The following is a 26345-nucleotide window of genomic DNA, read 5'->3' as shown; positions in this document are numbered from 1 at the left end:
ACGCAAGAGTGTTGGATTCAGTCCTTTTTCCTCCTTCGGCCGACAGCGCCGTCGGACTGCGCCGCGGGCGCCGCCGCCGATGCCCGTCATCCGAAGGTGATACGCTTGCCATGCAAGCAGAAAGACCGGGAGGGGCCTATGGCTGCAAAAGTTTCCACAGTCATATCTTCGGGCGGCGCCAGGAACCGGCGCGGACCGCCCACGGACCACGCCGGACCCGCGGCCGGACGCGAGCGCAGGCTGGACATCCATGTCGTGGTGCCGCCGGGCGGCGACCCCCTGACGGGCCGTGCCTGGGAGCGCAGCGTCTGGCGCGAGGCGCGCGTGTTGATCGCCGAATGTCCGGCGCCGCACCTGCCCGCGTCGATGGAAAGCGCGCTGCGGGCGGTGGCCGCCAGTGTGGCGCGCGACCGTGGCTGGCAGGGCATGGGCACCGTGGCGTTTTCGCTGGATGACCGCAGCGGCGTGTTCCGGGTGCTGTGCGCCCAGGCCACGCCCCTGTCGGGCGCGGCGGTGGCCGATTGCGAACCTGTCGCCGCGCATGCGCTCGAACTGCGCATCGACGGTGGCGGGGACCGCCATGCGCCGTGCACACGCCTGCTGGTGTGTGGGGTGACGCGCGGAGACGCCCTGCGGCGCGCCTATCGGGCCTTGTCGGAAATGCCCGGCCCGGTCGCGGTGGACAGGGGGTTCCTGATGAATCTCATCGCTTCGCGGGCTTTCTGCTCGGGTCTGACCGGCACGCGGCTGGATCAGGCGGTAGGCTAGACGTCGGGCGCGCCCCTACAATATCCGCATGTCTTCCGAACCGCGTCTGGACCCGTGCCAGGCGCTCGACCTTGCGCGGCGCCCCATGACCCTGCTCAGCGAACTGCAGTCCCTGCTTGGACCCTCCCACGTGCTGACCGGCGCCGATGCCGACGGCTATGTGCAGGACTGGCGCCGCCGCTATCGCGGCGCGGCGCTGGCGGCGGTACGCCCCGGCAGCACGGATGAAGTGGCTGGCGTGGTCCGGCTGTGCCTGCGTCACGGCGTTCCGGTGGTGCCCCAGGGCGGCAACACCGGCCTGTGCGGTGGCGCCACGCCTGACGCATCGGGCTCGGCGGTCGTGCTGTCCACCGCCAGGCTGAACCGCGTGAGGGCGCTGGATACCGACAACGACACCATCACCGTCGAGGCCGGCTGCGTGCTGCAGGCCGTCCAGGAAGCGGCGGCGGAGGCGGGCAGGTTGTTTCCGCTCAGTCTCGCGGCCGAGGGCAGCTGCACCATCGGCGGCAACCTGGCCACGAACGCCGGCGGCACGCAAGTGCTGCGCTACGGCAATACGCGGGATCTCGCGCTGGGGCTGGAGGTCGTCACCGCCGACGGCGAGGTCTGGAACGGCCTGCGCGGCCTGCGCAAGGACAATACCGGCTACGACCTGCGCGATCTGTATATCGGCAGCGAAGGCACATTGGGCATCATCACCGCCGCAACGCTGAAGCTGTATCCGCGCCCGGAGGCATCCTGCACGGCGCTGCTCACGCTGAGCGGCATCGATGACGCGGTGGAACTGCTGTCGCGCGCCCGCGCCGGCTTCGGCGCGTCGCTGACCGGCTTCGAACTGATGAGCGGCGCCTGCCTGCAGGCCGTGGTGCGATTGTTTCCGCAGCAGCGCCTGCCTTTCGAAGGGGATTCCGCCGCCGCGCCCTGGTTCGCGCTGCTGGAGCTGTCCGATAGCGAAAGCGAGCAGCATGCACGCGAGCGTTTCGAGGCGGTGCTGGGAGCGGCCATCGAGGATGGACTGGTCAGCGACGCGGCCATCGCCGCCAACGTGGCCCAGAGCAAGGCGCTCTGGCATCTGCGCGAGAGCATCCCGCTGGCCGAGGCCGAGCTGGGCAAATCCGTCAAGCACGATGTCTCGATCCCGATTTCCGCCATCGCCGGCTTTGTGGACAAGACCAACGCGCTGCTGCAGGCGCGCTTTCCCGGCGTGAGGCACGTGATCTTCGGCCATCTGGGCGACGGCAATCTGCATTACAACGTGGCCAATGCGGCCGGGCAGACCGAGGCCGAGCTGCTGGCGCTGCAGGGCGAGATCTATGGCGTGGTGCATGACAGCGTCCACGCGCATGCGGGCTCCATCAGCGCCGAGCATGGGGTGGGACAGCTCAAGCGCGACGAACTGCCGCGCTACAAGAGCGCGATCGAACTTGGGCTGATGCGCCGCATCAAGCGCGCCCTGGATCCGCAAGGCCTGATGAACCCGGGTAAGGTCCTGCAGGACTAGGGCCGGGCGGTCGGGAAAATTCAAACTCCAAGGCCGGATGTTCCGGCGCAATTGACCAGGAGGACAGCATGGCGGCAGGTCCCGCAGCGGGGGCGAACCATCGGGTGCTGATCGTCGAGGACGACAGCATCATCGCAGGCAACCTGTACACCTTTCTGGAGGCGCGCGGCTTTCTGCCCGATGCCGCTTACAGCGGGCCGGCCGCGCTCAAGCGCCTGGGCGAGCAGCGTTTCGACGCGGTCATCCTGGATATCGGCCTGCCCGGCATGGACGGCAACGCGGTGCTGCACACCCTGCGGACCGAACTGCGCCAGGCCGTGCCGGTGCTGGTGCTGACGGCGCGCGACAGCCTGGAGGATAAGCTGGCCGGTTTTTCGCATGGCGCCGACGACTACCTGACCAAGCCCTTCGCGCTGCTCGAGGTCGAGGCGCGCCTGCTGGCGCTGATCCAGCGCGCCCGGGGCAACACCGTGAACACGCTGCGGGAGTTCGGGACCTTGCGGTACGACACGCGCAGCCGCGAGGTGTCCGTTGGCGGCGTGCCGGTGCACCTGACCCGCAAGGCGGCCGTCATCATGGAAGTGTTGTTGCGCGATCCGGGCCGGGTGGTCTCGCGCGAGGAACTGGAATCCGCGCTGTGGGGCGGCGAACCGCCGTCCTCGGATGCCCTGCGCAGCCAGGTGCATCTGCTGCGCCGCGCGCTGGCGGATGCGGGCTTCGACGGCATCCAGACCATGCACGGAACGGGCTGGCGCCTGGTTCTGCCGGGAGAAGACGCGTGAACGCCGCTGGCGGCGTAGGCCGGGCGCCGATCGCCGGGCAGCCGTTGCCGGAGGATCGGCGATGAGCAGGGGCGGCAGCGGCACGCTGACCCAGCGAGTGGTGTGGGCCTTGACCGGCACGGTCGCGCTGTTTGTGACGGCCCTGGCCTTGCTGGCCTACCTGACGTTCGACCAGATGGAAGACGATCTGGTCAACGACATTCTCAATACCGAGATGGACCGGCTGGTGCAGCATGCGCGCGTCAGCGACGAATTCCTGCCTCGGCGCGGACCGCGCGTGCTGGGCGGCTCCATGCGCGCCTGGCTTCAATCGGACGGCCAGCCGCCGGCCGGCATTCCCAAGGAACTCCTGGGCCTGGAAAATGGCATGCACCTGATCGAGCCAGGGCCCTATACCTGGCATGTGATGGTGGCAGACACCGGCGGCGGCAAGGTCTACCTGCTCTACGATGCGACCGAAAACGAGGAGCGGGTGCATGATTTCGGCCTGATCGTGCTGGGCGTGGGGGCGATCTGCGTGGTCGGCGCCTATGCGCTGTCAAGGCGGGTGGCCGCCGTCGCGGCCGGGCCGCTGCTCGACCTGACCGACCGGCTGTCGACCTGGGCGCCCGGATCTCCGGACCTGGCCGTGACGCGTGACGACGAGGCGGGCAGGCTGATCGAAGCGTTCAACCGCATGCAGAACCAAGTGGACAGGTCGATCGCGCGCGAGCGCGAGTTCGCCGGCAACCTGAGCCACGAGGTCCGCACGCCCCTGGCCGCCATTCGTTCCGACAGCGAGCTGATGCTGCTGACGCAGGTCCTGACGCCCGACCAGCGGCAGCGCCTGGCGCGCATCGTGGACAACGTCGACGACGTGGTCGTCTGTCTGGAAAGCGCCCGCGCCATGGCGCGCGATCAGCTTCGACCGCCCGAACCCGTGGATCTGGCGCAGTGCATGGCCGATGCCTGGCGCGGCCATGAGGCGCAGGCCGACCTGGCGGACCTGTGGCTGGACAACCGGATCCCCGAAGGCCATGTATTGATCCTGGATCGCTATGCCTTGCTGACCGTGCTGCGCAATCTGGTGCGCAATGCCATCGAGCATGCCGCGCCGGCCACGCTGATGGCCAGTCTGACCGAGGATGGCGCGCTGGCGCTGCGCGACGACGGCAAGGGCATAGACGAGGCCGACCTGCCTTTCCTCTTCCGCCGCTATTTCAGTGGTCGGCTGCGGGACGCCGGCGGCCTGGGACGGGACGAAACCGCCCATGGACTGGGCCTGGCGATCGCCAAGCGTGTCTGCGACATGCAGGGCTGGACGCTGACGGTGGAGTCGTCCAGGACGGGGCCGGCTCGTGGCACCTGCTTCTTGCTCCGCTTCAAGGACGAATCGGCACGGGTGTGACGCGGATTTCACGTTTCTTCGACTGTGGCCTGTCTACACTGCGCCGTTGAGTCCATCTTGCGCCTTGCCGCAATTCTGTCATGTCCACTCTTCCCACGCCCGAGCCGCGCGGGCCGTCCAGGACGGCCTATCTGCTGACGCATGTGCTGGGCGTGCCGGCGCTGCTGGCCTGCCTGGCGTGGTGGATCAATGCGTCCGGGCTGGACATGACGATCGCCCGTACCCTGTTCGACCCGGCGATCGACGATTTCCCCCTGCATACCTCGCGCTGGCTGGAGCTGATCGGCCACCGCATGGTGCTGGCCCTGCCCATCGGCGTGGGCCTGGGCGCGGTGGGCGTGGCGCTGGTCGCCTCCAGGGTGCCGGCCTGGAAGCCGGCGCGCGGGGTCGCCCTGGCCGTGGCGGCGACCTGCCTGCTGGGCCAGCTGGCGGTGAGCCAGCTCAAGCACTACACGACACTGCCGCGCCCCTACGACCTGGAGACGCTGGGCGGCTATACGCCGTATCCGCTGCATTGGTGGACCTGGGTGCGAGCCCGGGCGGGCGGTGCATTGCCCAGCGGGCACGCCGGCGCGGGCTATGCCATGCTGAGCCTGTATTTCGCCGGCTGGGCGATGGGGCGGCCGGCCTGGCGTTGGGGCGGGCTGGCCCTGGGGTTGGGCGCGGGCCTGGGGTTTTCCGCAGTCCGCGTACTGCAAGGCGCGCACTTCCTGAGCCAGACCGTGTGGTCGGCGGCCCTGCTGTGGTTCCTGGGGGCGGTGGTGTTCTATCCGCTGATCGCCGGGCGCGGCCGTCTGGTGGGGGCCTCGGGGCAGGGCCGGCGGTATGCCGGCATGGTGGCCGACCGGCGCGAAAAAGCGGGCACCTAGGCGGTCGGCCTGATCGTCATCGCATGATTTCCGGCACCGTATAATCGCCGGGACTTCTCATCGCGAGCCACCGCAGGCAGACTCCTCCGGATGAATGCACCCGCCGATATCCCCGCCCCGCTGCCGCGTCGGCCACGCAATCTGGCCCAGGGCCTGGTCGAGATCTTTTCCGAACGCATTCGCGGCGGCCAGATCCGGCCTGGCGAGAAACTGCCCACCGAATCCGAGCTGATGCGGCAATTCGGCGTCAGCCGCACGGTGGTGCGTGAAGCGCTGTCGCGCTTGCAGGCCTCGGGCCTGGTCGAAACCCATCACGGCGTGGGCACCTATGCGCTGGAGCCGAGCGGCGGCGATGATTTCCGCATCGATCCGGCCGACATCGCCACGTCGCGCGATGTGATGGTGCTGCTGGAACTGCGCATCTGCCTGGAAAGCGAGGCCGCCGGCCTGGCCGCGGCGCGGCGCAGCCCGGCGCAGCTCGACGCCATGCGGCAGGCGCTGGATGCCTTCCAGCAGGCGCTGGACGGCGACGGCGACACCATCACGCCCGATTTTCAGTTTCACTTGCTGATCGCCCAGGCCACCGAGAATCGCTATTTCGCCGATCTCATGTCTCACCTGGGCTCGGCCATCATTCCGCGCACCCGCATCAATTCCGCCCGTTTCGCCCAGGAAGGTCGGGCCGTCTACCTGGCGCGCGTGCAGCGGGAACACGAGGATATCTACGGCGCGATCCTGCGCCAGGACGCCGAAGCCGCCCGGGCCGCCATGCGCACGCACCTCGGCAACAGCCGCGAGCGCCTGCGCCGCGCGCAATAGAACGTCGAAAGAGCGCCATCCCGATCTTGCGGTGGGTCATTAGAGCCAATACGATGTCGTACAACTCAGGGGCCACGGCCAGGGCTGTGAGGCCCGTGGCGACGCTCGCCAACGGCTGAAGCCGGATTGCGTTACGCTTGGCCCGTTTTCATTTCCCTACGGCGGGACGGCATGGCTTTGCCTATCAGATACAGCGGCGCGGACGGTTCCGCTCGGACCTCGATCGCGACCCGGAGGGCCGCCTGATGCGCCGCCTGACCCTGAGATTCATCCTGGCGGTGCTGGCGTTGCTGACGCTCAGCCGCCTGGGCCTGGCTTTCTGGCAATGGGACCGCGTGCAGGCCGCCGGCGGCCTGGCCCCGCTGCTGGTTGGCGGGCTGCGCATCGATGTGTGCCTGCTGTCCATGGTGATCGCGCTGCCCGCGGTGTTCTCGCCGTGGTTCGGCCACCGCGCCTGGGCCGCGCGCGCGACCGCCTGGTGGTTCCGCGTCTGGTGGATGCTGTACGTGTTGCTGGAAGTTTCCACGCCGCAGTTCATCGCCGAATACGACACGCGCCCGAACCGCCTGTACTTCATCTATCTGCTGAACCCGAAGGAAGTCGGGGCCATGCTGTGGCAGGGCTACAAGGGCGTGCTGCTGGCCGCGCTGGTCGTGTTGCTGGTGGCGGCCTGGCTGTCGGTCAGGCTGTTCCCGACGCGGGTGCGCGATCCATTCATGTCCTGGTGGAAGCGGCCGCTGGCCTCGCTGCTGATCCTGGCGCTGGTGGTGCTGGGCGCGCGCGGCACGCTGGAGCATCGCCCCATCAACCCGGCCAAGGTGGCCTACAGCTCGGATTCGTTGATGAACGCGCTGGCGCTCAATTCGCTGTACAGCGTGTTCGACGCCGCGTACCGCATGCGCGACGAGCGTTCGTCGGCGGCCATGTACCCGAAGATGGCGGTGGACGAGATGAACGCCATCGTGCGAGCCAAGGCCGGCATGGAAGGCCCGCCGCTGGATCCGCGCTATCCCAGCCTGCACGAGCAGAAGGCCAGCGTGCGCCGCGACAAGCCGCTCAATCTGGTCATCATCCTGCAGGAAAGCCTGGGCGCGCAGTATGTCGGCAGCCTGGGCGGGCGCGACCTCACGCCCAACATCGACCGGCTGGGCAAGGAAGGCTGGATGTTCCACCGGGCCTATGCCACCGGCACGCGCTCGGTGCGCGGCATCGAGGCCGTGACCGCGGGCTTCCTGCCCAGCGTGGCCGACGCGGTGGTGAAGCTGCCGCGCTCGCAGACCGGCTTCTTCACGCTGGCGCAGGTGCTGGGCAAGCATGGCTACCAGTCGCGCTTCGTGTATGGCGGCGAGGCGCACTTCGACAATATGCGCGCCTTCTTCCTGGGCAATGGTTTCAACGAGGTGGTGGACCGTCCCAAGTTCGTGAATCCGGTGTTCGAGGGATCCTGGGGCGCGTCCGACGAGGACATGTTCAATCAGGTCGATCGGCTGCTGCGCGCGGACGGCGACAAGCCGGTGTTCACGCTGGCCTTCTCGGTCAGCAACCATTCGCCGTGGGAATACCCCGCCGGTCGCATCCAGCCGGTGGGCGATCCCGCCAGCGTGGACAACACCGTGCGCTACGCCGACTGGGCGCTGGGGCAGTTCTTCGACAAGGCGCGCCAGGCGCCGTACTGGAACAACACCGTGTTCCTGGTGATCGCCGACCATGATTCGCGCGTCTACGGCTCCATTCCCGTGCCGGTGAGGCATTTCCAGATTCCCGCGCTGATCCTGGGCGCTGGCATCGCGCCGCGCCAGGACGAGCGGCTGGTCAGCCAGATCGACATGGGTCCCACGCTGCTGTCGCTGATCGGGCTGGACAACGTCAATCCCATGCTGGGCGCCGACCTGACGCAGCGCGATCCGAACCGCGCGCTGATGCAGTACGCCGACAACTTCGGCTATCTGCAGGGTGACAAGCTGCTGGTGCTGGAGCCGGCCAAGGCGCCGCGCGAATTCAGGTATCGCGCCGCCCCGGTCGGACAGGACGAGACCTATGAACCGGTGGAGCCGGTGGACGAGGCCCTGTCCAAGGAGGCGCTGGCGCACGCGCTATGGGCCAACTGGGTCTACCGCGAGGAAAAATACCGTCTGCCTTGATTTCCCCCCGATGGCGCCTGAGACCGGCTTGATTCTGCGCAAGCCGGCCGCGGGCGCACCCTCGCACACTGGCGCTCATGACTTTTCCTGATCCTCTTCCCGATCCGGCGCCCGCCCGCGCCGCGGATGCGCCCGAAGCCTCCGAGGCATCCGCATCCCGGCCGGCCGCGCGGCGGCATCGCCCCTGGCCGGTGCCGCGCGGCCGCCTGGCATGGCTGACCGGCGCGATCAGCACGCTGTTGCTGGTCGCCAGCACGCTGTTCTGGTGCCTGCTGCTGTTTCCCCTGGCCCTGCTGAAGCTGCTGCTGCCTTTCGCGGCGGTCCGACGGCGCATCGATCCGCTGCTCAACGGCATCGCCACGGCCTGGGTCAGCTGCCACAGCTGCTGGTTCGAGCGCATCCAGCGCGAGCCCTGGGACGTGCAGGGCAATACCGGCCTGCGCTACGCGGACTGGTATCTGGTCAATTGCAATCACCAGTCCTGGGTGGACATCTTCGTGCTGCAAGCCACGTTGAACCGGCGCATTCCGCTGCTGAAGTTTTTTCTCAAGCAGCAGCTCATCTACGTGCCGGTGATAGGGCTGGCGTGGTGGGCGCTGGATTTCCCGTTCATGAAGCGCCACGGCAAGGCCGATCTGCGCCGCAATCCGGCCCTGGGACGGCAGGACCAGGAAGCCGCCCGGCGCGCGTGCGAGAAGTTCTCGCTGGTGCCGACCAGCGTGATGATCTTCGCCGAAGGCACCCGGTTTTCAGAGGCCAAGCGCGATGCCCAGGGAGCGCCGTACCGCCATCTGCTCAAGCCCAAGGCAGGCGGGATGGCGGTGGCGCTCAACGCCATGGGCGCGCGCTTCCGTTCGATGATCGACGTCACCATCGCCTATCCGTATGGAGCGCCCAGCTTCTGGGACCTGGCTTGTGGCCGCGCGGGCGCGGTGCGGGTGCGCATGCGCCAGCTGCCCGTGCCGCAGGCATTCTGCGAAGCCGACTATAGTCGCGACAAGGCCTTCCGCGCGGAATTCCACCACTGGCTGGGCCAGCAGTGGCAGGCCAAGGACGAGGAAATCGAGGCATTGACGGCGCGGGACGCCGTCACGCCTCGATCCTGATGGCCCGCGCCGCTTACGCGCGCGCCGGCAGCACCGTGCCCGCGCTCTCGCCGAAGCCGATGCGCGGATAGCCTGCCTTCACGCATTCGGCGCGCATGAGGATCTGGTCGCCGTCCTGCAGGAAGGTGCGCTTCTCGCCCCACGGCAGCTCGATCGGCGTCTTGCCGCCCTGGGTCAGCTCCAGCAGCGAGCCGGCCTCGGCGGGCAGCGGGCCGGACAGCGTGCCGGTGCCCAGCATGTCGCCCGGTTGCAGGTTGCAGCCGTTGACCGTGTGGTGCGTGATCAGCTGCGCCACGTTCCAGTAGGCGTCGCGGAAGTTGCTGGCCGACAGCGGCGCTGGCGCCTGCTTTTCGGCGCGCGACTTCTCGGTGGTCAGCAGCACCTGCATGCGCACGTCGAAGGCGCCCTTGGCGCGGTTCGCGTCCGAGGACAGGTAGGGCATGGGCTGCGGGTCGGACGCGGCGCGGTTCCACTGCGTGCGGAACGGCTCCAGCGCTTCCATGGTCACGATCCACGGCGAGATCGTCGAGGCGAAGTTCTTGGCCAGGAAGGGGCCCAGCGGCTGGTATTCCCAGGCCTGGATGTCGCGCGCCGACCAGTCGTTCAGGATGCACAGGCCGAACACATGCGATTCGGCGTCGGCCAGCGCGATGCGGTCGCCCTGGGCGTTGCCGGTACCGACGAAGATGCCCAGTTCCAGTTCATAGTCCAGGCGCGAGCAGGGGCCGAATTGCGGCGCCTCGCCTTCGTTCAGCGGGCGGGTCTGGCCGACCGGGCGCGCGAACTTCTGGTCCACGCCGATGCTGGAGGCGCGCCCGTGATAGCCGATGGGCACCCACTTGTAGTTCGGCAACAGGGGATTGTCGGGACGGAACTGCTTGCCCACGGCGGTGGCGTGGTGCAGCGAGATATAGAAGTCGGTGTAGTCGCCGATGCGGGCGGGCGTGGCGTACTCGGCGTCGGCCTGGGCCACCAGCAGCGGCTCGATGGTCGCGCGCAGCGCGGCGCCTTCGCGCAGGACGCGCGACAGCGCCAGGCGCAGCGCGCTCCAGTGCGGCTGGCCCAGCGCCATCAGCGCGTTCAGGCTGTCGCCCGTGCAGGCGGCCAGCGCTTCGGCGGCCTTGTCCTCGAAGGGTTTTTGGGCGGCCAGCGCGGCCAGGTCCAGGATCTGGTCGCCGATCGCGACGCCGGGGCGGAAGGCTTCCTGCGAGCCCTTGCGGCGGAACGACGCGTAGGGCAGGTTCTGCACCGGGAAATCCGTGGTCGCGCTGTTGGCGCTGGCGATCCAGCTCTTCAGGGACGGGTCGTGGGTTTCGTTGATCGTCGTGCTCATGGTCGGGATGTCTCTTGCGATGTGGTTATGGGTGGGGCCGGGCGGCGGAAAATCCAAAAGCCAAACGGCGATGAGCTTGCGCTCATCGCCGCGGGCGCGCGAGGCGGTGCCTGCGCGTTACGCCTTGCTCGAATCGAAGTGCTTCTTGATGTCCTGCCAGCAGCGGTAGTAGTCGCCCTGCAATTCTACCGAGGCCAGGGCCTGGGCGGTCGGGCGGATCACGCGGCGCGTCTCGAACATGAAGGCCATGGTGTCGCGGATGTAATGCGCGGCGCTGGTGTCGGCGTGCGAGGCTTTTTCAAAGGTTTCGGCGTCCGGGCCGTGGCCGCTCATGCAGTTGTGCAGGCTGGCGCCGCCGGGCGCGAAGCCGTCGGCCTTGGCATCGTACACGCCCTGGATCAGGCCCATGAATTCGCTGGCGATATTGCGGTGGAACCAGGGCGGACGGAAGGTGTTTTCCATCGCCAGGATGCGCGGCGGGAAGATGGCGAAGTCCATGTTGGCCGTGCCCGGGGTGTCGGACGGGGCGGTCAGCACCGTGAAGATCGACGGATCGGGATGGTCGTAGCTGATCGAGCCGATGGTGTTGAAGTTGCGCAGGTCGTACTTGTAGGGCGCGTGCGTGCCGTGCCAGGCCACCACGTCCAGCGGCGAATGGCCGATGGACGCGCGCCAGAAGCCGCCGGTGAACTTGGCGATCAGCTCGAAGTCGCCTTCCACGTCTTCATACCAGGCCACGGGCGTTTTGAAGTCGCGCGAGTTGGCCAGGCAGTTCGAGCCGATCGGGCCCAGTTCCGGCAGGCGCAGCGCCGCGCCGAAGTTCTCCAGCATGTAGCCGCGCGCAGTGTCGTCGAGCAGCTCGACGCGGAAGCGCACGCCGCGCGGGATGACCGCGATCTCCAGCGGTTCCAGGTCGATCAGGCCCAGCTCGGTGGCAAGGCGCAGGCGGCCTTGTTGCGGCACCAGCATCAGCTCGCCGTCGGCGTTGTAGAAATAGCGGCCCTTCATGCTTCGGTTGGCCGCGTACAGGTGGATGCCCACGCCGCCTTGCTCGTCGGGGCCGCCGTTGCCGCCGAAGGTCTTCACGCCGTCGAGGAAGTCGGTGGGCGCGGTCGGGATCGGCAGCGGGCTCCAGCGCAGCTGGTTGGGCGTGACGGGGCCTTCGCCGAAGGTGCTCAGCCAGCCTGCGGCGCCATCATGGCGCTCAAACGGCTTGTGCTGCGCGCCGGGGCGGATCCGGTACAGCCAGGAACGGCGGTTCTCGGCGCGCGGCGCGGTGAAGGCGGTGCCGGACAGCTGTTCGGCGTACAGGCCGTAGGGGCACTGCTGCGGCGAGTTGCGGCCTTGCGGCAGGGCGCCGGGCAGCGCCTCGGTGGCGCAGTCGTTGCCAAAGCCGGTCTGGTATTGCAGTTCCATGGAATCCTCCTGGTGGCGGCGCGCGGTGCATGGCCGCGCGGTCCGGACTATCGTGATCGATACGCCATTTTCGGAAAAATCTCCCCATTGGGCTACGGGAATGTAAAAATAGGGACTATAAATTTTGTGAATAGTAGGGGGCATGATGGCCGGCTTGCGCGACGTGGACCTGAATCTGCTGCTGCTGTTCCAGCATCTGCTGGAGGACCGCAACATCTCTTCCGTCGCGCGCCGGCTGGACCTGTCCCAGCCCGCCGTCAGCAATGCCTTGCGCCGCCTGCGGCAGGCGTTCGGCGACGAGCTGTTCGTGCGCACCGCCCAGGGCATGCAGCCCACGCCGCGCGCGCAGCGCCTGGCAGGGCCGGTGAGCGAGGCGCTGGCGCTGCTGGCCGGGGCCTTGCAGGATCAGGACGCCTTCGATCCGGCCGCCAGCATGCGGCGCTTCCGCGTGGCCATGACGGACGTGGGCGAGATCCATTTCATGCCTCGCCTGATCGAGGTCTGCGCCCAGGTCGCGCCGCAGGCGCGCATCGATTCGGTGCGCATGCAGGGCGCGGAGCTGGCGCGGGAGATGGAGGCCGGGCGCGTGGACCTGGCCATCGGCGCGTTCGACGACATGGGGGCGGGCGTGATGCAGCGCATGCTGTTCCGGCAGGGCTATGCCACGCTGTTCCGCCAGGCCCATCCCACGGCGCACGCCGGCATGGGCCTGAAGGCGTTCCGCGCCGAGCGCCACCTGATCGTGTCGCGCGCCGCGCCCTATGGGCAGGTGAACCAGTCAATGGAGCGCGCCGGCCTGGACATGGCCGAGCATTTCAGCGTGCCGCATTTTTCGGCGGTGCCGTACATCGTCAGCACGACGAACCTGCTGGCCACCGTGCCCGAAAAACTGGCCGCCAGCGCGGCGCCGCCCTTCGGCCTGCGCTTCCTGACGCCGCCGTTGAAGGTGCCTGCCTTGCAGACCAATATGTACTGGCAGCGCCGCTATGACCGCGATGGCGGCAATCTCTGGCTGCGCGGCTTGATCGTGGATGCGTTCGCGGTGGGACGGTAGTCCGCGCGCGAAATGGAACGGGACCGTCGCCGCGTGGCGCGGCAACGGTCCCGGGGGTGCTCAGGCGGGCATGACGGAGGCGCGCGCCTGCCGCAGCGCCTCGCGCAGCACGTCCATGTCGCCCAGGTGGTTGGCCAGCAGCAGGATCAGCGCCGCGTTCAGTTCCTGGCTTTGCTCCAGGCTCAGGTCGCGGTGCGTGTCGATCAGCGCCTCGTAGAAATCATCGGGCGAGGCCAGGTTGGTGTCGGTAATCAGCATGTGCATTGCTCCGGTGGCTCAGACGCGGCCGATGGCGCGATTCAGCGCGGTCGCGACGGCGGCGCCGTCGAAGGCGCGCCAGCGCGCCGCGATGTGCTGGTCGGGACGGATCAGGTAGGCGGTGCCGGGGCGCGCGTCATAGCGGGCTGCCAGCAGGCCGTCGGCGTCGCTCACCACCGTGATGTCGGCCGGCGCGCCGGCGGCGTCGCAGTCCGGGCCGGCGACCAGCACGGTCTTGACCGGCACCGGCGCCAGGCGCAGCGCGGCCAGCGCGCGCAGCGTGGCGGCGTCGGGCAATTGATCCGGGCAGAACAGCGCCAGCACGAAATCGCCGTCCAGCTGCGACAGCCACCAGCCCGGCTCGCCGCCGGCGCGCACCGGCGCGTCCAGCGCCACGGCGCCGGGCCGCATGCGGCCGGAGAAGGCCGCCGTGTCCGGCGTGTTCAGCGGCGAATCGGCGTAGGTCGCGGGCAGCGACAGGCGGCCGCTGTTGACCAGCGAGCGCGCGAAGGGATGGGTCTTGGCCAGGTTCAGCACCGCGTTGCGGAAGCTGCGGCTGATCTCGCTCTTGGGCGTGATGAAATCGGTGGCTCGGGACGAGTTCAGGATGTTCTCGTCGGCGGCGTGCTCGCGCTCGGCGCTGTAGGTGTCGATCAGCGTTTCGGGCGCCAGGCCGTCGGTCACCAGCTTGAGTTTCCAGGCCAGGTTCTCGGCGTCCTGCACGCCGCTGTTGGCGCCGCGCGCGCCGAAGGGCGAGACGCGGTGCGCCGAGTCGCCGGCGAAGACCACGCGACCATGGCGGAACGCGTCCATGCGCTCGCAGGCGAAGGTGTAGACGCTCACCCATTCCAGGTCGAACTGGGTGTCGGGCCCGAGCAGGGCGCGGATGCGCGGCAGCACGTTCTCGGGCTTGACCGCCTCGACAGGATCGGCGTTCCAGCCCAGCTGGAAGTCGATGCGCCAGACGTTGTCCGGCTGCATGTGCAGCAGCACGGACTGGTTGGGGTGGAAGGGCGGGTCGAACCAGAACCAGCGCTCTGCCGGGAAGTCGGCCTTCATCTTCACGTCGGCGATCAGGAAGCGGTCGCGGAAGATGCGGCCGTGGCTTTCCTGGCCGATCAGCTTGCGCACCGGCGAGCGCGCGCCGTCGCAGGCGATCAGCCAGTCGGCGCACAGCGTGTAGGGGCCTTCGGGCGTCTCGATGCTGACGGCCACGCCGTCGGCGTCCTGTTCCAGGCCGGCGACCTTGTTTTTCCAGCGCAGGTCGATGTTCGGCTCGGCGCGGGCCTGCTCGTACAGGAAGCCCTCGGCGTAGTACTGCTGCAGGTTGATGAAGGCGGGGCGGCGGTGGCCGGGCTCGGGCAGCAGGTCGAAGCGCCAGACTTCCTGCTCGCGGAAGAAGACCTTGCCGACGTTCCAGGACACGCCCTTGTCGGTCATGCGCTGGCCCACGCCCAGGCGGTCCCAGATTTCCAGCGTGCGCTTGGAGAAGCAGATGGCGCGCGAGCCGGTCGACAGCCGGTAATCGTCGTCCAGCACCACCACGCGCAGGCCGCGGCGGGCCAGGTCCAGCGCGGTGGTCAGGCCGACCGGGCCGGCGCCCACCACCACCACGGGGTGCCGGGCGGGCGCGCCGGCGTCCTGCTCGGCGCGCTTCTCATAGGCGAACTCCATCGCCTGGTAGTCGATGTCTCCCACGGTTGTCTCCTGTGTGGGGTCTTGTTTTTCCATCGGGCGGCGCGGGCCTTCTTGCCGGGCGCGCGGCCGCCGGTCTTGCGGGCAAGGTCCGGCGGCGCCGGACGGGGAGGGCGCCGCCCCGGCGGGGCGGTCGCGGGCTCAGCCTTCCAGCTGTTGCCACATCTCCAGGTCGCGCTTGTCGGTCCAGATGCGCGGATGCGTGATGCCCTGGGCCTCGTCATAGGCGCGTGACACGTCGAACGGCATGCAGTGGTCGAAGATCACCCAGTCGCTGTAGCGCGGCTTCATGAAGTCGTAGACCTCGCGGTAGATGGTCTTCAGGTCCTTGCCCTCGGCCACGCCACGGTTCACGGCGCCGTACAGGTCGGTCAGGAAGGCGCGGGTGCCGGCCAGACCCTTGCGGACTTCCTCGGCGTTCTTCAGGGCCGGGCCGCGGCCGGGCACCATCTTCTCGGTGTTGAAGCCGGACAGCGCGTCCAGCGTCGAGGGCCAGTCGCGGAAATAGGCGTCGCCGCAGTAGGGCGTGGACTGGTATTCGACCAGATCGCCGGCGAACAGGATCTTCTGCTCGGGCAGCCAGGCGATGGTGTCGCCCTTGGTGTGGCCACGGCCGACCTGCAGCAGCTGGACTTCCAGGTTGCCCAGGTTGACGGTCATTTCGCCCTTGAAGGTCATGGACGGCCAGACCAGGCCCGGCGGAATCGATTCGGCGTTGCGGAACAGGCGCGGGAAACGGCCGATCTCGCTGGCCTTGTCCTGCTCGCCGCGCTCGGCGATCAGGTCATAGGTGTCGCGGCTGGCCAGGATTTCCTGGGCCTGGTAGGCGGACGCGCCGAACACGCGCACGGCGTGGTAGTGCGACAGCAGCACGTACTTGATCGGCTTGTCGGTCACTTCGCGGATGCGGCGGATCACGTCCTGGGCCATGACCGGGGTGGCCTGGGTGTCGACCACCATGACGGCCTCGTCGCCGATGATCACGCCCGTATTGGGATCGCCTTCGGCGGTGTAGGCATAGGCGTTGTCGGACAGTTTTTCGAACGAAACGACCTTGTCTTCCAGGTCGGCGTGCGAGGCGAATTGCTTGCTCATGGGGGCTCCTTCCACGGTTTTATAGGAATAGGGTGTGGAAGGACTATAGTCCGGCGTTAGTGTTTGTGCAATACGTTTGCTATAAACAAACTCTCACAAACTTCTATCGCACCGCAAGACATGGCGGGCGAGGGTGGAGCCCGCGTCCCTCCCCCAAGCCGTCCCAACCGGGGCCGCGCGGATCCGGCTTTGCCGGTCCGCGGCGGCGCCCCTTGAAGGGGAGCGCATAGCGCTCGGGGTGGGACTCGCCCATCGGTCCGCGGTGGCGCTCCCCTGGGGGAAGCGCGCAGCGCTTCAGGGGGGCACACCTTTCGGGGTGGGTTACACCTTCTGGCATTTGGGGCAGTAATAGGTAGCCCGCTGCCCCTGGACGATCCGTTTGATCGGAGTGCCGCAGACCCGGCAGGGCTGGCCTTCCCGTTCATAGACGGCGGCGTGGATCTCGAAGTAGGCGCCCGGCTCGCCGGTGGCGCCCACATAGTCGCGCAAGGTACTGCCGCCCGAGGTCAGGGCGTCGGACAGCGTGGCGCGCACGCACTCGGCCAGCCGGTCGCAGCGGGCGGGCGACAGCTTGTTGGCCGGCGTCTTCGGGTTGATGCGGGCGCGGAACAGGCTTTCGGATGCGTAGATATTGCCCACGCCGACGACAGCCGCGCCGGCCAGCAGCACCTGCTTGATGGCCGCGCCATGGCGCTGGAAATGCCGATGCAGCCAGGCGCCGTCAAAGCGCGGGTCGAAGGGCTCGATGCCCAGCTTGGCCAGCAGCGGATGCGCCTCGATCGGGCCGTCGCCGGCTGCGTGCCACAGCACCGCGCCGAAGCGGCGCGGGTCGTGCAGCCGCAGCACCGCCTGGTCGAAGATCCATTCGACGTGGTCGTGCTTGCGCAGGAATTCGCCCGGCGCGACGCTGCGCAGCGAGCCCGACATGCCCAGATGCACGATCTGGGTGCCATGCTCGAAGCGCAGCAGCAGGTACTTGCCGCGGCGCGCGCATTCCAGCACCTCGCGTCCGGCCAGCAGGCCGGGCAGATCGGGCGGAATGGGCCAGCGCATGCGGGCTTCATGGATGACCAGCCGGGCGAGCTTGCGGCCGGTGATGACGGCGTCTATTCCCCGACGCGTGGTTTCGACTTCGGGCAGTTCCGGCATGAGCCAGTGTAAGATCAACAATTGGTGTTCGAAGATTGTGCCATCAACCGGACGGGCCGCGTGAAGTCGTCTATCAAACAAATGAATATCGGTATCGCCGCATTGGCGCTTGCTCTGGCGTCAACGCTGGCCCAGGCGGCGGACGGCCGGACGCGGGACGCGACGGGCCCGCGCATGGCCCCCCAGACCCGCCAGGCGGAAACCGAAGTGATCCGCCTGCGGGCCGGCCAGTTGCCCTATGTGTCGCTGACCGCCGACATCTTCTATAGAGTGCTCGCGTCCGAGATCGCCGCCCAGCGCGGCATGTACGGCACGGCCGCCACCACCATGGTCGGCCTGGCGCGCGACACCGGCGACCCCCGCCTGGCGCGCCGCGCGCTGGAATTCCAGCTGGCGGGCGGCAACCTGCCCGGCGCCCTGGACGCGGCCCGGGTGTGGGCGCGCCTGTCGCCCAACGACCTCGAGGCCAGTTCCACCGAGCTGGCGCTGGCGGCGGCCAACGGCCAGACCCGTGGCCTGTCGCAGGCGCTGCGCAACCGAATCGACGCCTCGCGCGACAAGCCCGCCGCCATCGGCCAGGCCCTGGCCGTCCTCAGCCGCCTGAATGACCGCAGGCTGGCCCTGCGCATCCTGGACGAATCCTTCAGCGACGGCGTGCGCAAGCTGCCCGCCGCCCACATGGCGCTGGCCGACGTGGCCAACGCGGCCGGCGACGACGAGCGCGCGGCACAGGAGGCGCGGGCCGCGCTGGCGGCCGATCCCAAGTCCGAACCCGCCGCCCAGCGCGTGCTGGAGTACGGTTTCAAGGTCGACCCGCAGCGCGCCCAGACCGAGGCGCGCGCCTATATCGCGCGCAATCCGAACGCGCGCAAGGTGCGCCTGATGCTGGCCGGCCAGTTGGCCGACAGCGGCGATTACAACGCCGCGCTGGCTGAGCTGCAGGCCATGTCGCGCCGCTCGCCCGAGGACTTCGACCTGCTCTTCATGCAGGCCCAGCTGGCCTACAAGGCGGGCCAGCTGCAGCAGGCCCGCACCCTGTTGCAGCAGTACCTGGACGTGCAGAACCAGCGCCAGCGGGCCACGGTGCCCGGCGCCACCGACGCCGGCGCGGCGGCGGCCGATGCGCACGTGCTGCTGTCGCGCATCGCCGAGGACCAGGGCCGCTATGACGAGGCGATCAACGAACTCGGTCGCATCGAGGATCCCACGCTGCGTTACTCCGTGCGCATGCGCCAGGCCGCGCTGCGCGCCAAGGAAGGCCGCGTCGACGACGCCCTGTCCATGATCGACGCCGCCGGCCCGCAGGACGAGGAAGAGCGCACCCAGGGCGTGCTGACCAAGGCGCAGATCCTGCGCGACGCTGACCGCGTCGGTCAGGCGGTGGCGGTGCTGGAGGCCGCCGACCGCGATCTGCCCGATACGGTGGAAATCAAGTACGAGCTGGCCATGCTGTACGAGCGCCAGGACCGCGTGGCCGACCTGGAGCGCCTGCTGCGCCAGGTCATCGCGCTGGACCCGGACCATGCCCACGCCTACAACGCGCTGGGCTACACGCTGGCCGACCGCAACCAGCGGCTGCCCGAGGCGCTGGACCTGATCACGCAGGCGCTGGAGCTGGCGCCCAACGATCCGTTCATCCTGGACAGCATGGGCTGGGTCAAGTTCCGCATGGGCGACCAGGCCGCCGCGGCCGAATACCTGCGCCGCGCCTACAGCACGCGTCCCGAGGCCGACATCGCCGCCCACCTGGCCGAAGTGCTGTGGAGCCAGGGCAAGCGCGACCAGGCGGTGGAGCTGCTGCGCGGCGCCAAGCTCAAGGACCCGACCAACCGCGCCCTGCTCGACACGATCAAGCGGCTGGGGGTCGCGCTTTGACCACGGCTGTCATGCTCCGATGGCGCGACGCGTCGGCGTGGCTGCGCGGGGCCTTGATGGCCATGCTGGCGTTCACGCTGGCGGCCTGCACCACCACGCCCAAGCCCATCGAGGGCATCGGGCCCGACGCGTTTTCGCGCATCGGGCGCTTCGCCATCACGGTCAACGAGGAAAGCGGCAAGCAGAATGCCGTGCAGGGCGGTTTCTCCTGGTCCGACGACGGTCGCCGCTACGTGCTGGACCTGACCAATCCGCTGGGCTCCACCGAGGCCCGCGTCGAAGGCCAGCCCGGCAGCGCCAGCCTGACCAAGGCCGATGGCACCCGTCTGGTGGCGGACAACCCCGACGCGCTGGCCGAGGACGCGCTGGGCAGCAGCATGCCGGTGGCGGGCCTGCGCGACTGGCTGCGCGGCAAGCTGCCCGCCGAACCCGAGCCGGGCGAGTTGTCGCGCGATGAACTGGGCCGTCCGGCCGGCTTCGAGCAGGGCGGCTGGCGCGTGCGTCTGTCGCGCTATGACACGAAGGGGCCGATGCTGCTGGTGATGGAGCGGCAGGAGCCCGGGCGTCGCATCCTGGTGCGGCTGGTGGTCAACCAGCCCTGACGCATCGTGCGCGGCTGCGCATGCCAGGAACAAGGCGCCCCATGGGGCGCCTTTTGTTTGCCATGCCGCCTGGCTGTCGTGCGTGTCTGTTTTGCCCTTCTCCGACAAGGGTTGCGAAGGGCTGGTCTGAAGGCAGCATGAGGGCTGTCCTGGACGACAAAGAGATTTCACCGATGCAATAAAAAGAAGGAAATCAGTATTGTTACTGATAGAAATATTTCGTCGAAGTTGAATAATTCTCCTCATGCCCGTTCGGGCTACGAGCCCGGACGGACCGCAAGACCGGCGTCGAACCAAGCCGCCGCCCCTACGGAGAATTGCCCATGTTCAGGAATACCCGCGTCGCGACGATACTGCTGGGAATCATCGCGACCTTCTTCACCTTCCAGTTGCTGGTCGGAGGCATGGGCTTCGTCGCCCTGCGGCAGACCAATCAGGATGTCGGACAGCTTTATCGCCTGTCCTCGGAGCAGGTCAATGCCGTCAATTCCGCCGCGCTGTCGCTGGTCGCGGCGCGCACCGACCTGACCCGCTACGCCGCCCGCGTGGCCAAGGGCAACCCGGGCGACACCACCGCATTGCGGCTGGCGCGTCAGCGCATCGCCGCCGGCGACCGCAATTTCCAGGGATTCGCCAGCGGCCTGAGCGCCGAAGAGAAAACCGCCTCGGCGGATCTGATCGAGGCCTACACCACCTTCAGCGGCAATCTGCAGTCCCTGGGCAAGGCGCTGGAGGGCGGCGACGCCGACGCCTACGGCAAGCCCGCCACGCAGCAGGCGCAGGAGATCCTGGTCAACGAGCGCGACGCCTTCATGCGCCGCGCCGAGGAGGCAGGGCAGGGCGTGATGGAAGAGATCTCGCTGTTCCAGTCGCTGTTCGTCTACGTGCTGGCGGGCTTCCTGATCGTGGGGCTGGTCATGGCGGTCGGCGCCCACGTGCTGATCCGGCGCATGATCGTGCGGCCGCTGCTGGAGGCGGGCGAGATCTTCAGGCGCATCGCCGAGGGCGACCTCACGCGCCGCGTGGCGGATCGCGGCCGCAACGAGATCGGCGCCTTGCTGACGGCGCTCAAGAGCATGCAGGACGGCTTGGTCCGCACGGTGTCCTCGGTGCGTCGCGGCGTGGATGAGATCCATGTGGGCGCGCGCGAAATCTCCTCGGGCAATGCCGATCTTTCCAGCCGCACCGAACAGCAGGCCGCGTCGCTGGAGCAGACCGCGGCCAGCATGGAGGAACTGGCTTCCACCGTGAAGCAGAACGCGGGCATCGCGCACGAGGCCAACCGCATGGTGGGCGAATCGGCAGCGGTCGCGCGGCGTGGCGGCGAGGCGGTGGCCGGCGTGGTCGAGACCATGCGCGCCATTTCCGGCAGCTCGGCGCGCATCGCCGATATCGTCGGCGTGATCGACGGCATTGCCTTCCAGACCAATATCCTGGCGCTGAACGCGGCCGTGGAAGCGGCGCGCGCGGGCGAGCAGGGCAAGGGCTTCGCCGTGGTCGCGAGCGAGGTGCGCACGCTGGCCCAGCGCAGCGCCGCGGCGGCCAAGGAGATCAAGCAATTGATCGAGGACTCCACGCAGAAGGTCGGCGTGGGCTCGGCCCAGGTCGAGCGGGCCGGCGCCACCATGCGCGAGATCGAGGATTCCGTGCAGCGCGTCACCAGCCTGATGGGCGAGATCTCGGCCGCGTCCGAAGAGCAGTCCAGCGGCATCGATCAGGTCAACCGCGCCGTCGCGCAGATGGACAATGTGACGCAGCAGAACGCGGCGCTGGTGGAACAGGCCGCCGCCGCGGCCGGCGCGCTGGAGGAGCAGGCGCGCCAGCTTGCGGACGCGGTGTCGGTGTTCAAGCTGCCCGGCGGGCAGGTGATCGAGGCGCAGGCCGCGCCATTGCAGGGCGCGTCCGGCGCCACGCCGCAGCTGGCCTGAGCGCGCTGGCTAAAATCCGGGAATCGCATCCGTTCCGGCCGATTCCCGTGACTCTCTACGACGTACCCGCGCCCGCCAAGCTCAACCTGTTCCTGCATGTCGTGGGGCGGCGCGCCGACGGCTACCACCTGCTGCAGACTGTGTTCCGCTTCATCGACCTCTGCGACACGCTGCATGTCGAGACGCGCGCCGACGGCGTCATCAGCCGCGCCACCGACCTGCCCGGCGTGCCCGAGGACCAGGACCTGACGGTGCGCGCCGCGCGCGCGCTGCAACGCGCCACCGGCACGCGCCAGGGGGCGCAGATCAGCCTGGAAAAGCGCATCCCGCAGGGCGGTGGCCTGGGCGGCGGCTCCAGCGACGCGGCCTCCACGCTGATCGCGCTGAATCGTCTGTGGGGCACGAATCTCAGCCGGCGCGAGCTGATGGACCTGGCGCTGCCGCTGGGCGCGGACGTGCCCGTGTTCGTGTTCGGGCAATCGGCCTTTGCCCAGGGCGTGGGCGAGGATCTCAGCGCGGTGGCGCTGCCCGAGCGCGCCTATCTGGTGGCCCAGCCGGATGCCAGCGTGCCGACTGTTGGAATTTTTTCCGCAGAGGATTTGACAAGGGATACTTCTTCGATCACAATAGCGGACTTTCTTGCTTCGCCTACTTTCTGCACCGAAAATTGCACTGAAAGCGAAGCGGGATCTGGTCTAAACGCCAGGCCCGCCAGCTTCGAATTTTTTGGCAGGAATGATCTGGAGCCGGTGGTTTACCGTCTTTATCCTGAGGTTCTCAGGGTATCGCGGTGGCTTACTGAACATGGAATACATGTTCGTATGTCGGGGTCTGGTGCGTGTTTGTTCGCCGAATACTCCAAACTTTCCGAAGCCGTTTTGGCGAAAACGGAAATTACCGCTACAATGCGCGGCGCTGTTAAAACAAATAGTTTTCAGCAAACCGCTCATCCACGGTTTCGGTTGGTTCAGGCTTGCGCCGGATTAGCTGAACACCCACTGCGGGATTGGATTGCAAGATAGTTGGGGAGTCGCCAAGCTGGTTAAGGCACCGGATTTTGATTCCGGCATGCGAAGGTTCGAATCCTTCCTCCCCAGCCAGCCGAATACATAAAAAAGCTGTTGAACACGCCTGTCAGACACTGGCCCCGGTTCAGCAGCTTTTTTGTTTTCCGGTCAGGTTCTGCTGTAGCGCAACACCTCGCATCACCCCGCCTCACCCCGTTCGCGTCTGTTTCAAACGACCATCGCATCATCCATCATGGCAAACGATAGTTTCATGATCTTCACGGGCACCGCCAATACTCGGCTGGCCGTGGACGTAGTCAACCACCTCGACATGTCCCTGGGCAAGATGACCGTGGGTCGCTTCTCGGACGGCGAGGTGATGGTCGAGATCAACGAGAACGTGCGCGGCAAGGACGTCTTCGTCCTGCAGCCCACCTGTGCGCCCACCAACGACAACCTGATGGAAATCATGGTGATGGTCGATGCCCTGCGCCGCGCCTCGGCCGGTCGCATCACCGCCGCCATTCCCTATTTCGGCTACGCCCGCCAGGACCGCCGCCCGCGCTCGGCGCGCGTCGCGATCTCGGCCAAGGTCGTGGCCAACATGCTGCAAGTGGCCGGCGTGGACCGGGTCCTGACGATGGACCTGCACGCCGACCAGATCCAGGGCTTCTTCGACATCCCCGTGGACAACATCTACGCGGGTCCGATCCTGCTGGGCGACATCTGGCGCCGCAACTTCTCGAACCTGGTCGTCGTGTCCCCGGACATCGGCGGCGTGGTGCGGGCCCGCGCGCTGGCCAAGCAACTCGAAGCCGACCTGGCCATCATCGACAAGCGTCGTCCGCGCGCCAACGTGTCGGAAGTGATGAACATCATCGGTGAAGTCGACGGCCGCACCTGCATCATCATGGACGACATGGTCGACACCGCCGGCACGCTGTGCAAGGCGGCCCAGGCCCTGAAGGACCGCGGCGCTGGCGCCGTCTACGCGTATTGCACGCACCCCGTGCTGTCGGGCGGCGCGATCGAGCGCATCGAGGGCTCGGCCCTGGACGAGCTGGTCGTCACCGACACCATCCCGCTGTCCGAAGAAGGCCAGGCCAGCGGCAAGATCCGCCAGCTGTCCTGCGCGGCGCTGCTGGGCGAGACCATCCTGCGTATCTCGAACGCCGAATCGGTCAGCTCGCTGTTCGTCGACTGAGGCCCGTCGGCATTATCCGGATTTGCGTCTTGCTGGTCGCGGCAGGACGCGAAAAACACGGCGCGCATCTTGTGCGCCGTGAACACAACCGGCGAACCCGTTTCGCCATTTTTTGCTTTTGGAGTTTTCCATGAAATTCAATGCCACTGCGCGTAGCGTCCAGGGTTCGAGTGCGAGCCGCCGCCTGCGCCGCGCGGGCCGCGTTCCCGCCATCGTTTATGGCGGTACGGCTGCCCCCCTGAACATCGAACTCGACCACAACGAGATCTACCACGCCCTGCGCAAGGAAGAGTTCCACGCTTCCATCCTGCAAATGGCGCTGGAAGGCGCGGCCAAGGAAGAGCAAGTCCTGCTGCGTTCGGTTCAATGGCACGCCTACAAGCCGCAAGTCCTGCACGTGGACTTCCAGCGCGTGGACGCCAACCAGGCCCTGCACACCAAGGTGCCGCTGCACTTCCTGAACGCTGAAGTCTCGCCGGCCGTCAAGCTGAGCGGCGCGATCATCAGCCACGTGCTGACCGAGCTGGAAATCACCTGCCTGCCGGCCGCCCTGCCGCAGTTCATCGAAATCGACCTGAAGGACCTGCTGCCCGGCGCGTCGGTCCACCTGGCCGATATCAAGCTGCCCAAGGGCGTGACCTACGTCCCGCACGGTGGCGAGCCGAACCCGCTGCTGGCCGCTGCCGTGGTCAAGGGCGGCGCTGCCGCCGCTGACGACGCCGCCGAAGCCGCTCCGGCCGCCTAAGCCAGGCCGCGAGCCCTCGGGCTTGCGCAAGGCTGACGCCGAAACCCTGCGCGTGCATTTGCATGCGCAGGGTTTTTTGGTTTAAACACCCCCATCATGTCTACTCCCATACGCCTCATCGTCGGGCTGGGCAATCCCGGCCCCGACTACGAAACCACCCGGCACAACGCCGGCTTCTGGCTGGCCGATCACCTGGCCGATGATCTGCGCGCGTCCTTCGCGCTGGAGAAGTCGTTCTTCGGCATGGTCGCCAAGGCCCGGCTGGGCGCGGACAACGTGCTGCTGCTCAAGCCCAACACCTACATGAACCGTTCCGGCCAGGCGGTCGGCGCGCTGGCGCGCTTCTACAAGCTCGCGCCCGAGGCCGTGCTGGTGCTGCATGACGAGCTGGACCTCATGCCCGGCCAGGTGAAACTCAAGCAGGGCGGCGGGCACGCCGGCCACAACGGCCTGAAGGACATCCAGGCGGCGCTGGGCAGCCCCAACTTCTGGCGCCTGCGCATCGGCATCGGCCATCCGCGCACGCTGGGGCTGGCGCAGCAGGTCGCGGACTTCGTCCTGCACCCGCCGCGCCGCGAAGAGCAGACGGCGATCGAAGCCGTCATCGACCGCTGCCGCGCCGTGGTGCCGGCGATGCTGGCCGGCGATTTTCCGCTGGCGACGCGGCAACTTCACAGCGGCAACGATGCCTAAAGGGGTTGTAGCCGTCCGTTGCGGGCGATGGGCCCGCACCTTGAATCGTTGAAATGCACATGTCCGCCCAGCCTGTCGTGTCCACTCCCCGCAAGATGCGTTTTCGCGACGAACTGGTCGATTTCTGGCGCTTCATCCGCCGGCCGCGCCCTGCGCGGCTGCCGGGGCGCGGACCGGGCGGCGGCGTGTGGCGCGATTTCTGGCTCGGCGTGCGCCCCGGCCGGCTGCTGGCCTGGGCGCTGCTGCTGTGGTGCGTGAACCTGTTCGCGCTGGGACCGGTGGCGGTCGCCGCCGCCGGACTCGCGGGCGCCACGCATAGGCTGGATCCCACCAACATCCCCTGGCTGACCGCCATCATCTGGGCGCCGCTGGTCGAGGAAATGCTGTTCCGCTACGGCCTGCGACGGCCCAGGCAGGCGCTGTGGCTGTGCCCGGCGCTGGTGCCCGTGGTGCTGTGGGGGCCGCGCATCTGGACCGGGCTGCTGCTGGCCGCGTTCCTGTTGCTGGCCGTCTGGGCGTTGATCCGGCGCGCGCAGCCGCTGCAAGGCTGGGATACGACCTGGCGTCGCTATTACCTGAAGCACTTCGGTCTGGTGTTCCATCTGGCCACGCTGACCTTCGCCGCCGTGCACCTGAGCAATTTCGTCTTCAGCAAGACGCCGTACTGGCTGCTGCCCCTGCTGGTGCTGCCGCAATGGCTCACGGGTCTGGCGCTGGGCTGGATGCGGGTGCGCAGGGGTATCGGCGCGGCCATCGCGCTGCACGCCGTTTTCAACGCGGGGCCGATCGTGCTGATCTGGGCGGTGATGCGCTGGGTGCCGGGGGCGGCCACCTAGCGTGGCATGTCGCCGCAAGCAGGCCCGCGCGCCCGCCGGCCAGGCTGCCGCGTCCCCATATGCCTGACGCAGGGCCGGGGTA

At 68.0% G+C, this 26345-nt stretch carries 22 protein-coding genes, 1 tRNA gene and 1 pseudogene; 18 read left to right on the top strand and 6 right to left on the bottom strand.

All coding sequences use genetic code 11. The annotated features are described in order from the left end of the window. Positions 1 to 138 precede the first annotated feature (138 nt). From ACEU5R_RS10125 to ACEU5R_RS10090, 8 genes are all read left to right on the top strand, one after another. Positions 139 to 768 carry a BPTD_3102 family carboxylase-like protein gene (locus ACEU5R_RS10125; protein ID WP_103271089.1) on the top strand — a complete coding sequence of 210 codons (630 nt, stop codon included), beginning with the start codon at positions 139 to 141 and terminating at the stop codon, positions 766 to 768. Positions 769 to 853: 85 nt separating this feature from the next. Then, complete coding sequence (locus ACEU5R_RS10120; RefSeq protein WP_392410057.1) at positions 854 to 2269, top strand: FAD-binding oxidoreductase; 1416 nt, start codon at positions 854 to 856, stop codon at positions 2267 to 2269. A 68-nt stretch (positions 2270 to 2337) separates the two neighbouring features. Next, positions 2338 to 3051: a response regulator transcription factor gene (locus ACEU5R_RS10115; RefSeq protein WP_392410041.1), complete on the top strand. Its 714-nt coding sequence runs from the start codon at positions 2338 to 2340 to the stop codon at positions 3049 to 3051. Positions 3052 to 3112: 61 nt separating this feature from the next. Beyond that, on the top strand, positions 3113 to 4438 hold the full coding sequence (locus ACEU5R_RS10110; protein ID WP_392410040.1) for a sensor histidine kinase: 1326 nt from the start codon (positions 3113 to 3115) through the stop codon (positions 4436 to 4438). 80 nt (positions 4439 to 4518) lie between these two features. Beyond that, entirely contained in the window at positions 4519 to 5307 is a 789-nt protein-coding gene (locus ACEU5R_RS10105) for a phosphatase PAP2 family protein (RefSeq protein ID WP_392410039.1), read from the top strand. Between the two features lie 90 nt (positions 5308 to 5397). Continuing rightward, entirely contained in the window at positions 5398 to 6126 is a 729-nt protein-coding gene (locus ACEU5R_RS10100) for a FadR/GntR family transcriptional regulator (RefSeq protein ID WP_392410038.1), read from the top strand. A gap of 245 nt (positions 6127 to 6371) precedes the next feature. Continuing rightward, positions 6372 to 8267: an LTA synthase family protein gene (locus ACEU5R_RS10095; RefSeq protein WP_392410037.1), complete on the top strand. Its 1896-nt coding sequence runs from the start codon at positions 6372 to 6374 to the stop codon at positions 8265 to 8267. 191 nt (positions 8268 to 8458) lie between these two features. Next, the gene (locus ACEU5R_RS10090; RefSeq protein ID WP_392410056.1) at positions 8459 to 9373 is read left to right on the top strand and encodes an acyltransferase; all 915 of its coding nucleotides are present in this window, start codon (positions 8459 to 8461) and stop codon (positions 9371 to 9373) included. Between the two features lie 13 nt (positions 9374 to 9386). On the opposite strand, the gene fahA is transcribed toward ACEU5R_RS10090, so the two are convergent. Then, on the bottom strand, positions 9387 to 10706 hold the full coding sequence (fahA, locus tag ACEU5R_RS10085; RefSeq protein ID WP_392410036.1) for a fumarylacetoacetase: 1320 nt from the start codon (positions 10704 to 10706) through the stop codon (positions 9387 to 9389). Positions 10707 to 10823: 117 nt separating this feature from the next. Then, entirely contained in the window at positions 10824 to 12122 is a 1299-nt protein-coding gene (gene hmgA, locus ACEU5R_RS10080; protein ID WP_103271082.1) for a homogentisate 1,2-dioxygenase, read from the bottom strand. A 145-nt stretch (positions 12123 to 12267) separates the two neighbouring features. On the opposite strand from hmgA, the gene ACEU5R_RS10075 reads away from it, so the two are divergent. Then, entirely contained in the window at positions 12268 to 13176 is a 909-nt protein-coding gene (locus ACEU5R_RS10075) for a LysR family transcriptional regulator (RefSeq protein WP_392410055.1), read from the top strand. Positions 13177 to 13236: 60 nt separating this feature from the next. On the opposite strand, the gene ACEU5R_RS10070 is transcribed toward ACEU5R_RS10075, so the two are convergent. The 4 genes from ACEU5R_RS10070 to mutM form a co-directional block, all read right to left on the bottom strand. Then, entirely contained in the window at positions 13237 to 13434 is a 198-nt protein-coding gene (locus ACEU5R_RS10070; protein ID WP_103276192.1) for a DUF2783 domain-containing protein, read from the bottom strand. Positions 13435 to 13452: 18 nt separating this feature from the next. Then, a complete protein-coding gene (locus ACEU5R_RS10065) occupies positions 13453 to 15132 on the bottom strand; it encodes an FAD-dependent oxidoreductase (RefSeq protein ID WP_392410035.1) in 1680 nt (559 codons plus the stop codon). A 138-nt stretch (positions 15133 to 15270) separates the two neighbouring features. After that, on the bottom strand, positions 15271 to 16224 hold the full coding sequence (locus tag ACEU5R_RS10060) for an MBL fold metallo-hydrolase (RefSeq protein ID WP_392410034.1): 954 nt from the start codon (positions 16222 to 16224) through the stop codon (positions 15271 to 15273). A gap of 321 nt (positions 16225 to 16545) precedes the next feature. Continuing rightward, positions 16546 to 17373, bottom strand: a complete 828-nt coding sequence (gene mutM / locus ACEU5R_RS10055; protein WP_392410033.1) for a bifunctional DNA-formamidopyrimidine glycosylase/DNA-(apurinic or apyrimidinic site) lyase — start codon at positions 17371 to 17373, stop codon at positions 16546 to 16548. On the opposite strand from mutM, the pseudogene ACEU5R_RS10050 reads away from it, so the two are divergent. The 9 genes and pseudogenes from ACEU5R_RS10050 (at position 17372) to ACEU5R_RS10010 (ending at position 26263) form a co-directional block, all read left to right on the top strand. Continuing rightward, positions 17372 to 19248 (top strand): annotated as a pseudogene (locus ACEU5R_RS10050) (tetratricopeptide repeat protein). The gene mutM and the pseudogene ACEU5R_RS10050 sit on opposite strands and share 2 nt — an antisense overlap. 11 nt (positions 19249 to 19259) lie before the next feature. Then, on the top strand, positions 19260 to 19850 hold the full coding sequence (lolB, locus tag ACEU5R_RS10045) for a lipoprotein insertase outer membrane protein LolB (RefSeq protein WP_103271078.1): 591 nt from the start codon (positions 19260 to 19262) through the stop codon (positions 19848 to 19850). 323 nt (positions 19851 to 20173) lie between these two features. Further along, entirely contained in the window at positions 20174 to 21778 is a 1605-nt protein-coding gene (locus ACEU5R_RS10040) for a methyl-accepting chemotaxis protein (RefSeq protein ID WP_103271077.1), read from the top strand. Positions 21779 to 21825: 47 nt separating this feature from the next. Next, on the top strand, positions 21826 to 22800 hold the full coding sequence (gene ispE, locus ACEU5R_RS10035; RefSeq protein ID WP_392410032.1) for a 4-(cytidine 5'-diphospho)-2-C-methyl-D-erythritol kinase: 975 nt from the start codon (positions 21826 to 21828) through the stop codon (positions 22798 to 22800). Position 22801: 1 nt separating this feature from the next. After that, positions 22802 to 22878, top strand: a tRNA-Gln gene (locus ACEU5R_RS10030). 160 nt (positions 22879 to 23038) lie between these two features. Continuing rightward, positions 23039 to 23989, top strand: coding sequence for a ribose-phosphate pyrophosphokinase (locus ACEU5R_RS10025; protein WP_199770925.1), 951 nt, complete (start codon positions 23039 to 23041; stop codon positions 23987 to 23989). A 130-nt stretch (positions 23990 to 24119) separates the two neighbouring features. After that, positions 24120 to 24734, top strand: a complete 615-nt coding sequence (locus tag ACEU5R_RS10020) for a 50S ribosomal protein L25/general stress protein Ctc (RefSeq protein WP_103271074.1) — start codon at positions 24120 to 24122, stop codon at positions 24732 to 24734. A 96-nt stretch (positions 24735 to 24830) separates the two neighbouring features. Next, positions 24831 to 25427: an aminoacyl-tRNA hydrolase gene (gene pth, locus ACEU5R_RS10015; protein WP_103271073.1), complete on the top strand. Its 597-nt coding sequence runs from the start codon at positions 24831 to 24833 to the stop codon at positions 25425 to 25427. A 59-nt stretch (positions 25428 to 25486) separates the two neighbouring features. Continuing rightward, positions 25487 to 26263: a type II CAAX prenyl endopeptidase Rce1 family protein gene (locus ACEU5R_RS10010; protein WP_392410031.1), complete on the top strand. Its 777-nt coding sequence runs from the start codon at positions 25487 to 25489 to the stop codon at positions 26261 to 26263. Positions 26264 to 26345 lie beyond the last annotated feature (82 nt).

It is taken from the genome of Achromobacter sp. 413638, assembly GCF_043119405.1.
In the GTDB taxonomy this organism is placed as follows: domain Bacteria; phylum Pseudomonadota; class Gammaproteobacteria; order Burkholderiales; family Burkholderiaceae_B; genus Achromobacter.
The sequence above is the reverse complement of the archived record's forward strand: the minus strand, read 5'-3'. Positions and strand labels throughout refer to the sequence as shown.

Bases quoted from the DNA above. Each gene is read 5' to 3' on its own strand.
- ACEU5R_RS10040 (WP_103271077.1), top strand. From the start codon at position 20,174: ATGTTCAGGAATACCCGCGTCGCGACGATACTGCTGGGAATCATCGCG.
- mutM (WP_392410033.1), bottom strand. From the start codon at position 17,373: ATGCCGGAACTGCCCGAAGTCGAAACCACGCGTCGGGGAATAGACGCC.
- ACEU5R_RS10120 (WP_392410057.1), top strand. From the start codon at position 854: ATGACCCTGCTCAGCGAACTGCAGTCCCTGCTTGGACCCTCCCACGTG.
- ACEU5R_RS10095 (WP_392410037.1), top strand. From the start codon at position 6,372: ATGCGCCGCCTGACCCTGAGATTCATCCTGGCGGTGCTGGCGTTGCTG.
- lolB (WP_103271078.1), top strand. From the start codon at position 19,260: ATGCTCCGATGGCGCGACGCGTCGGCGTGGCTGCGCGGGGCCTTGATG.
- ACEU5R_RS10020 (WP_103271074.1), top strand. From the start codon at position 24,120: ATGAAATTCAATGCCACTGCGCGTAGCGTCCAGGGTTCGAGTGCGAGC.
- ACEU5R_RS10025 (WP_199770925.1), top strand. From the start codon at position 23,039: ATGGCAAACGATAGTTTCATGATCTTCACGGGCACCGCCAATACTCGG.
- pth (WP_103271073.1), top strand. From the start codon at position 24,831: ATGTCTACTCCCATACGCCTCATCGTCGGGCTGGGCAATCCCGGCCCC.
- ACEU5R_RS10100 (WP_392410038.1), top strand. From the start codon at position 5,398: ATGAATGCACCCGCCGATATCCCCGCCCCGCTGCCGCGTCGGCCACGC.
- hmgA (WP_103271082.1), bottom strand. From the start codon at position 12,122: ATGGAACTGCAATACCAGACCGGCTTTGGCAACGACTGCGCCACCGAG.
- ACEU5R_RS10105 (WP_392410039.1), top strand. From the start codon at position 4,519: ATGTCCACTCTTCCCACGCCCGAGCCGCGCGGGCCGTCCAGGACGGCC.
- ACEU5R_RS10060 (WP_392410034.1), bottom strand. From the start codon at position 16,224: ATGAGCAAGCAATTCGCCTCGCACGCCGACCTGGAAGACAAGGTCGTT.
- fahA (WP_392410036.1), bottom strand. From the start codon at position 10,706: ATGAGCACGACGATCAACGAAACCCACGACCCGTCCCTGAAGAGCTGG.
- ACEU5R_RS10125 (WP_103271089.1), top strand. From the start codon at position 139: ATGGCTGCAAAAGTTTCCACAGTCATATCTTCGGGCGGCGCCAGGAAC.
- ACEU5R_RS10115 (WP_392410041.1), top strand. From the start codon at position 2,338: ATGGCGGCAGGTCCCGCAGCGGGGGCGAACCATCGGGTGCTGATCGTC.
- ACEU5R_RS10010 (WP_392410031.1), top strand. From the start codon at position 25,487: ATGTCCGCCCAGCCTGTCGTGTCCACTCCCCGCAAGATGCGTTTTCGC.
- ACEU5R_RS10070 (WP_103276192.1), bottom strand. From the start codon at position 13,434: ATGCTGATTACCGACACCAACCTGGCCTCGCCCGATGATTTCTACGAG.
- ACEU5R_RS10110 (WP_392410040.1), top strand. From the start codon at position 3,113: ATGAGCAGGGGCGGCAGCGGCACGCTGACCCAGCGAGTGGTGTGGGCC.
- ACEU5R_RS10075 (WP_392410055.1), top strand. From the start codon at position 12,268: ATGGCCGGCTTGCGCGACGTGGACCTGAATCTGCTGCTGCTGTTCCAG.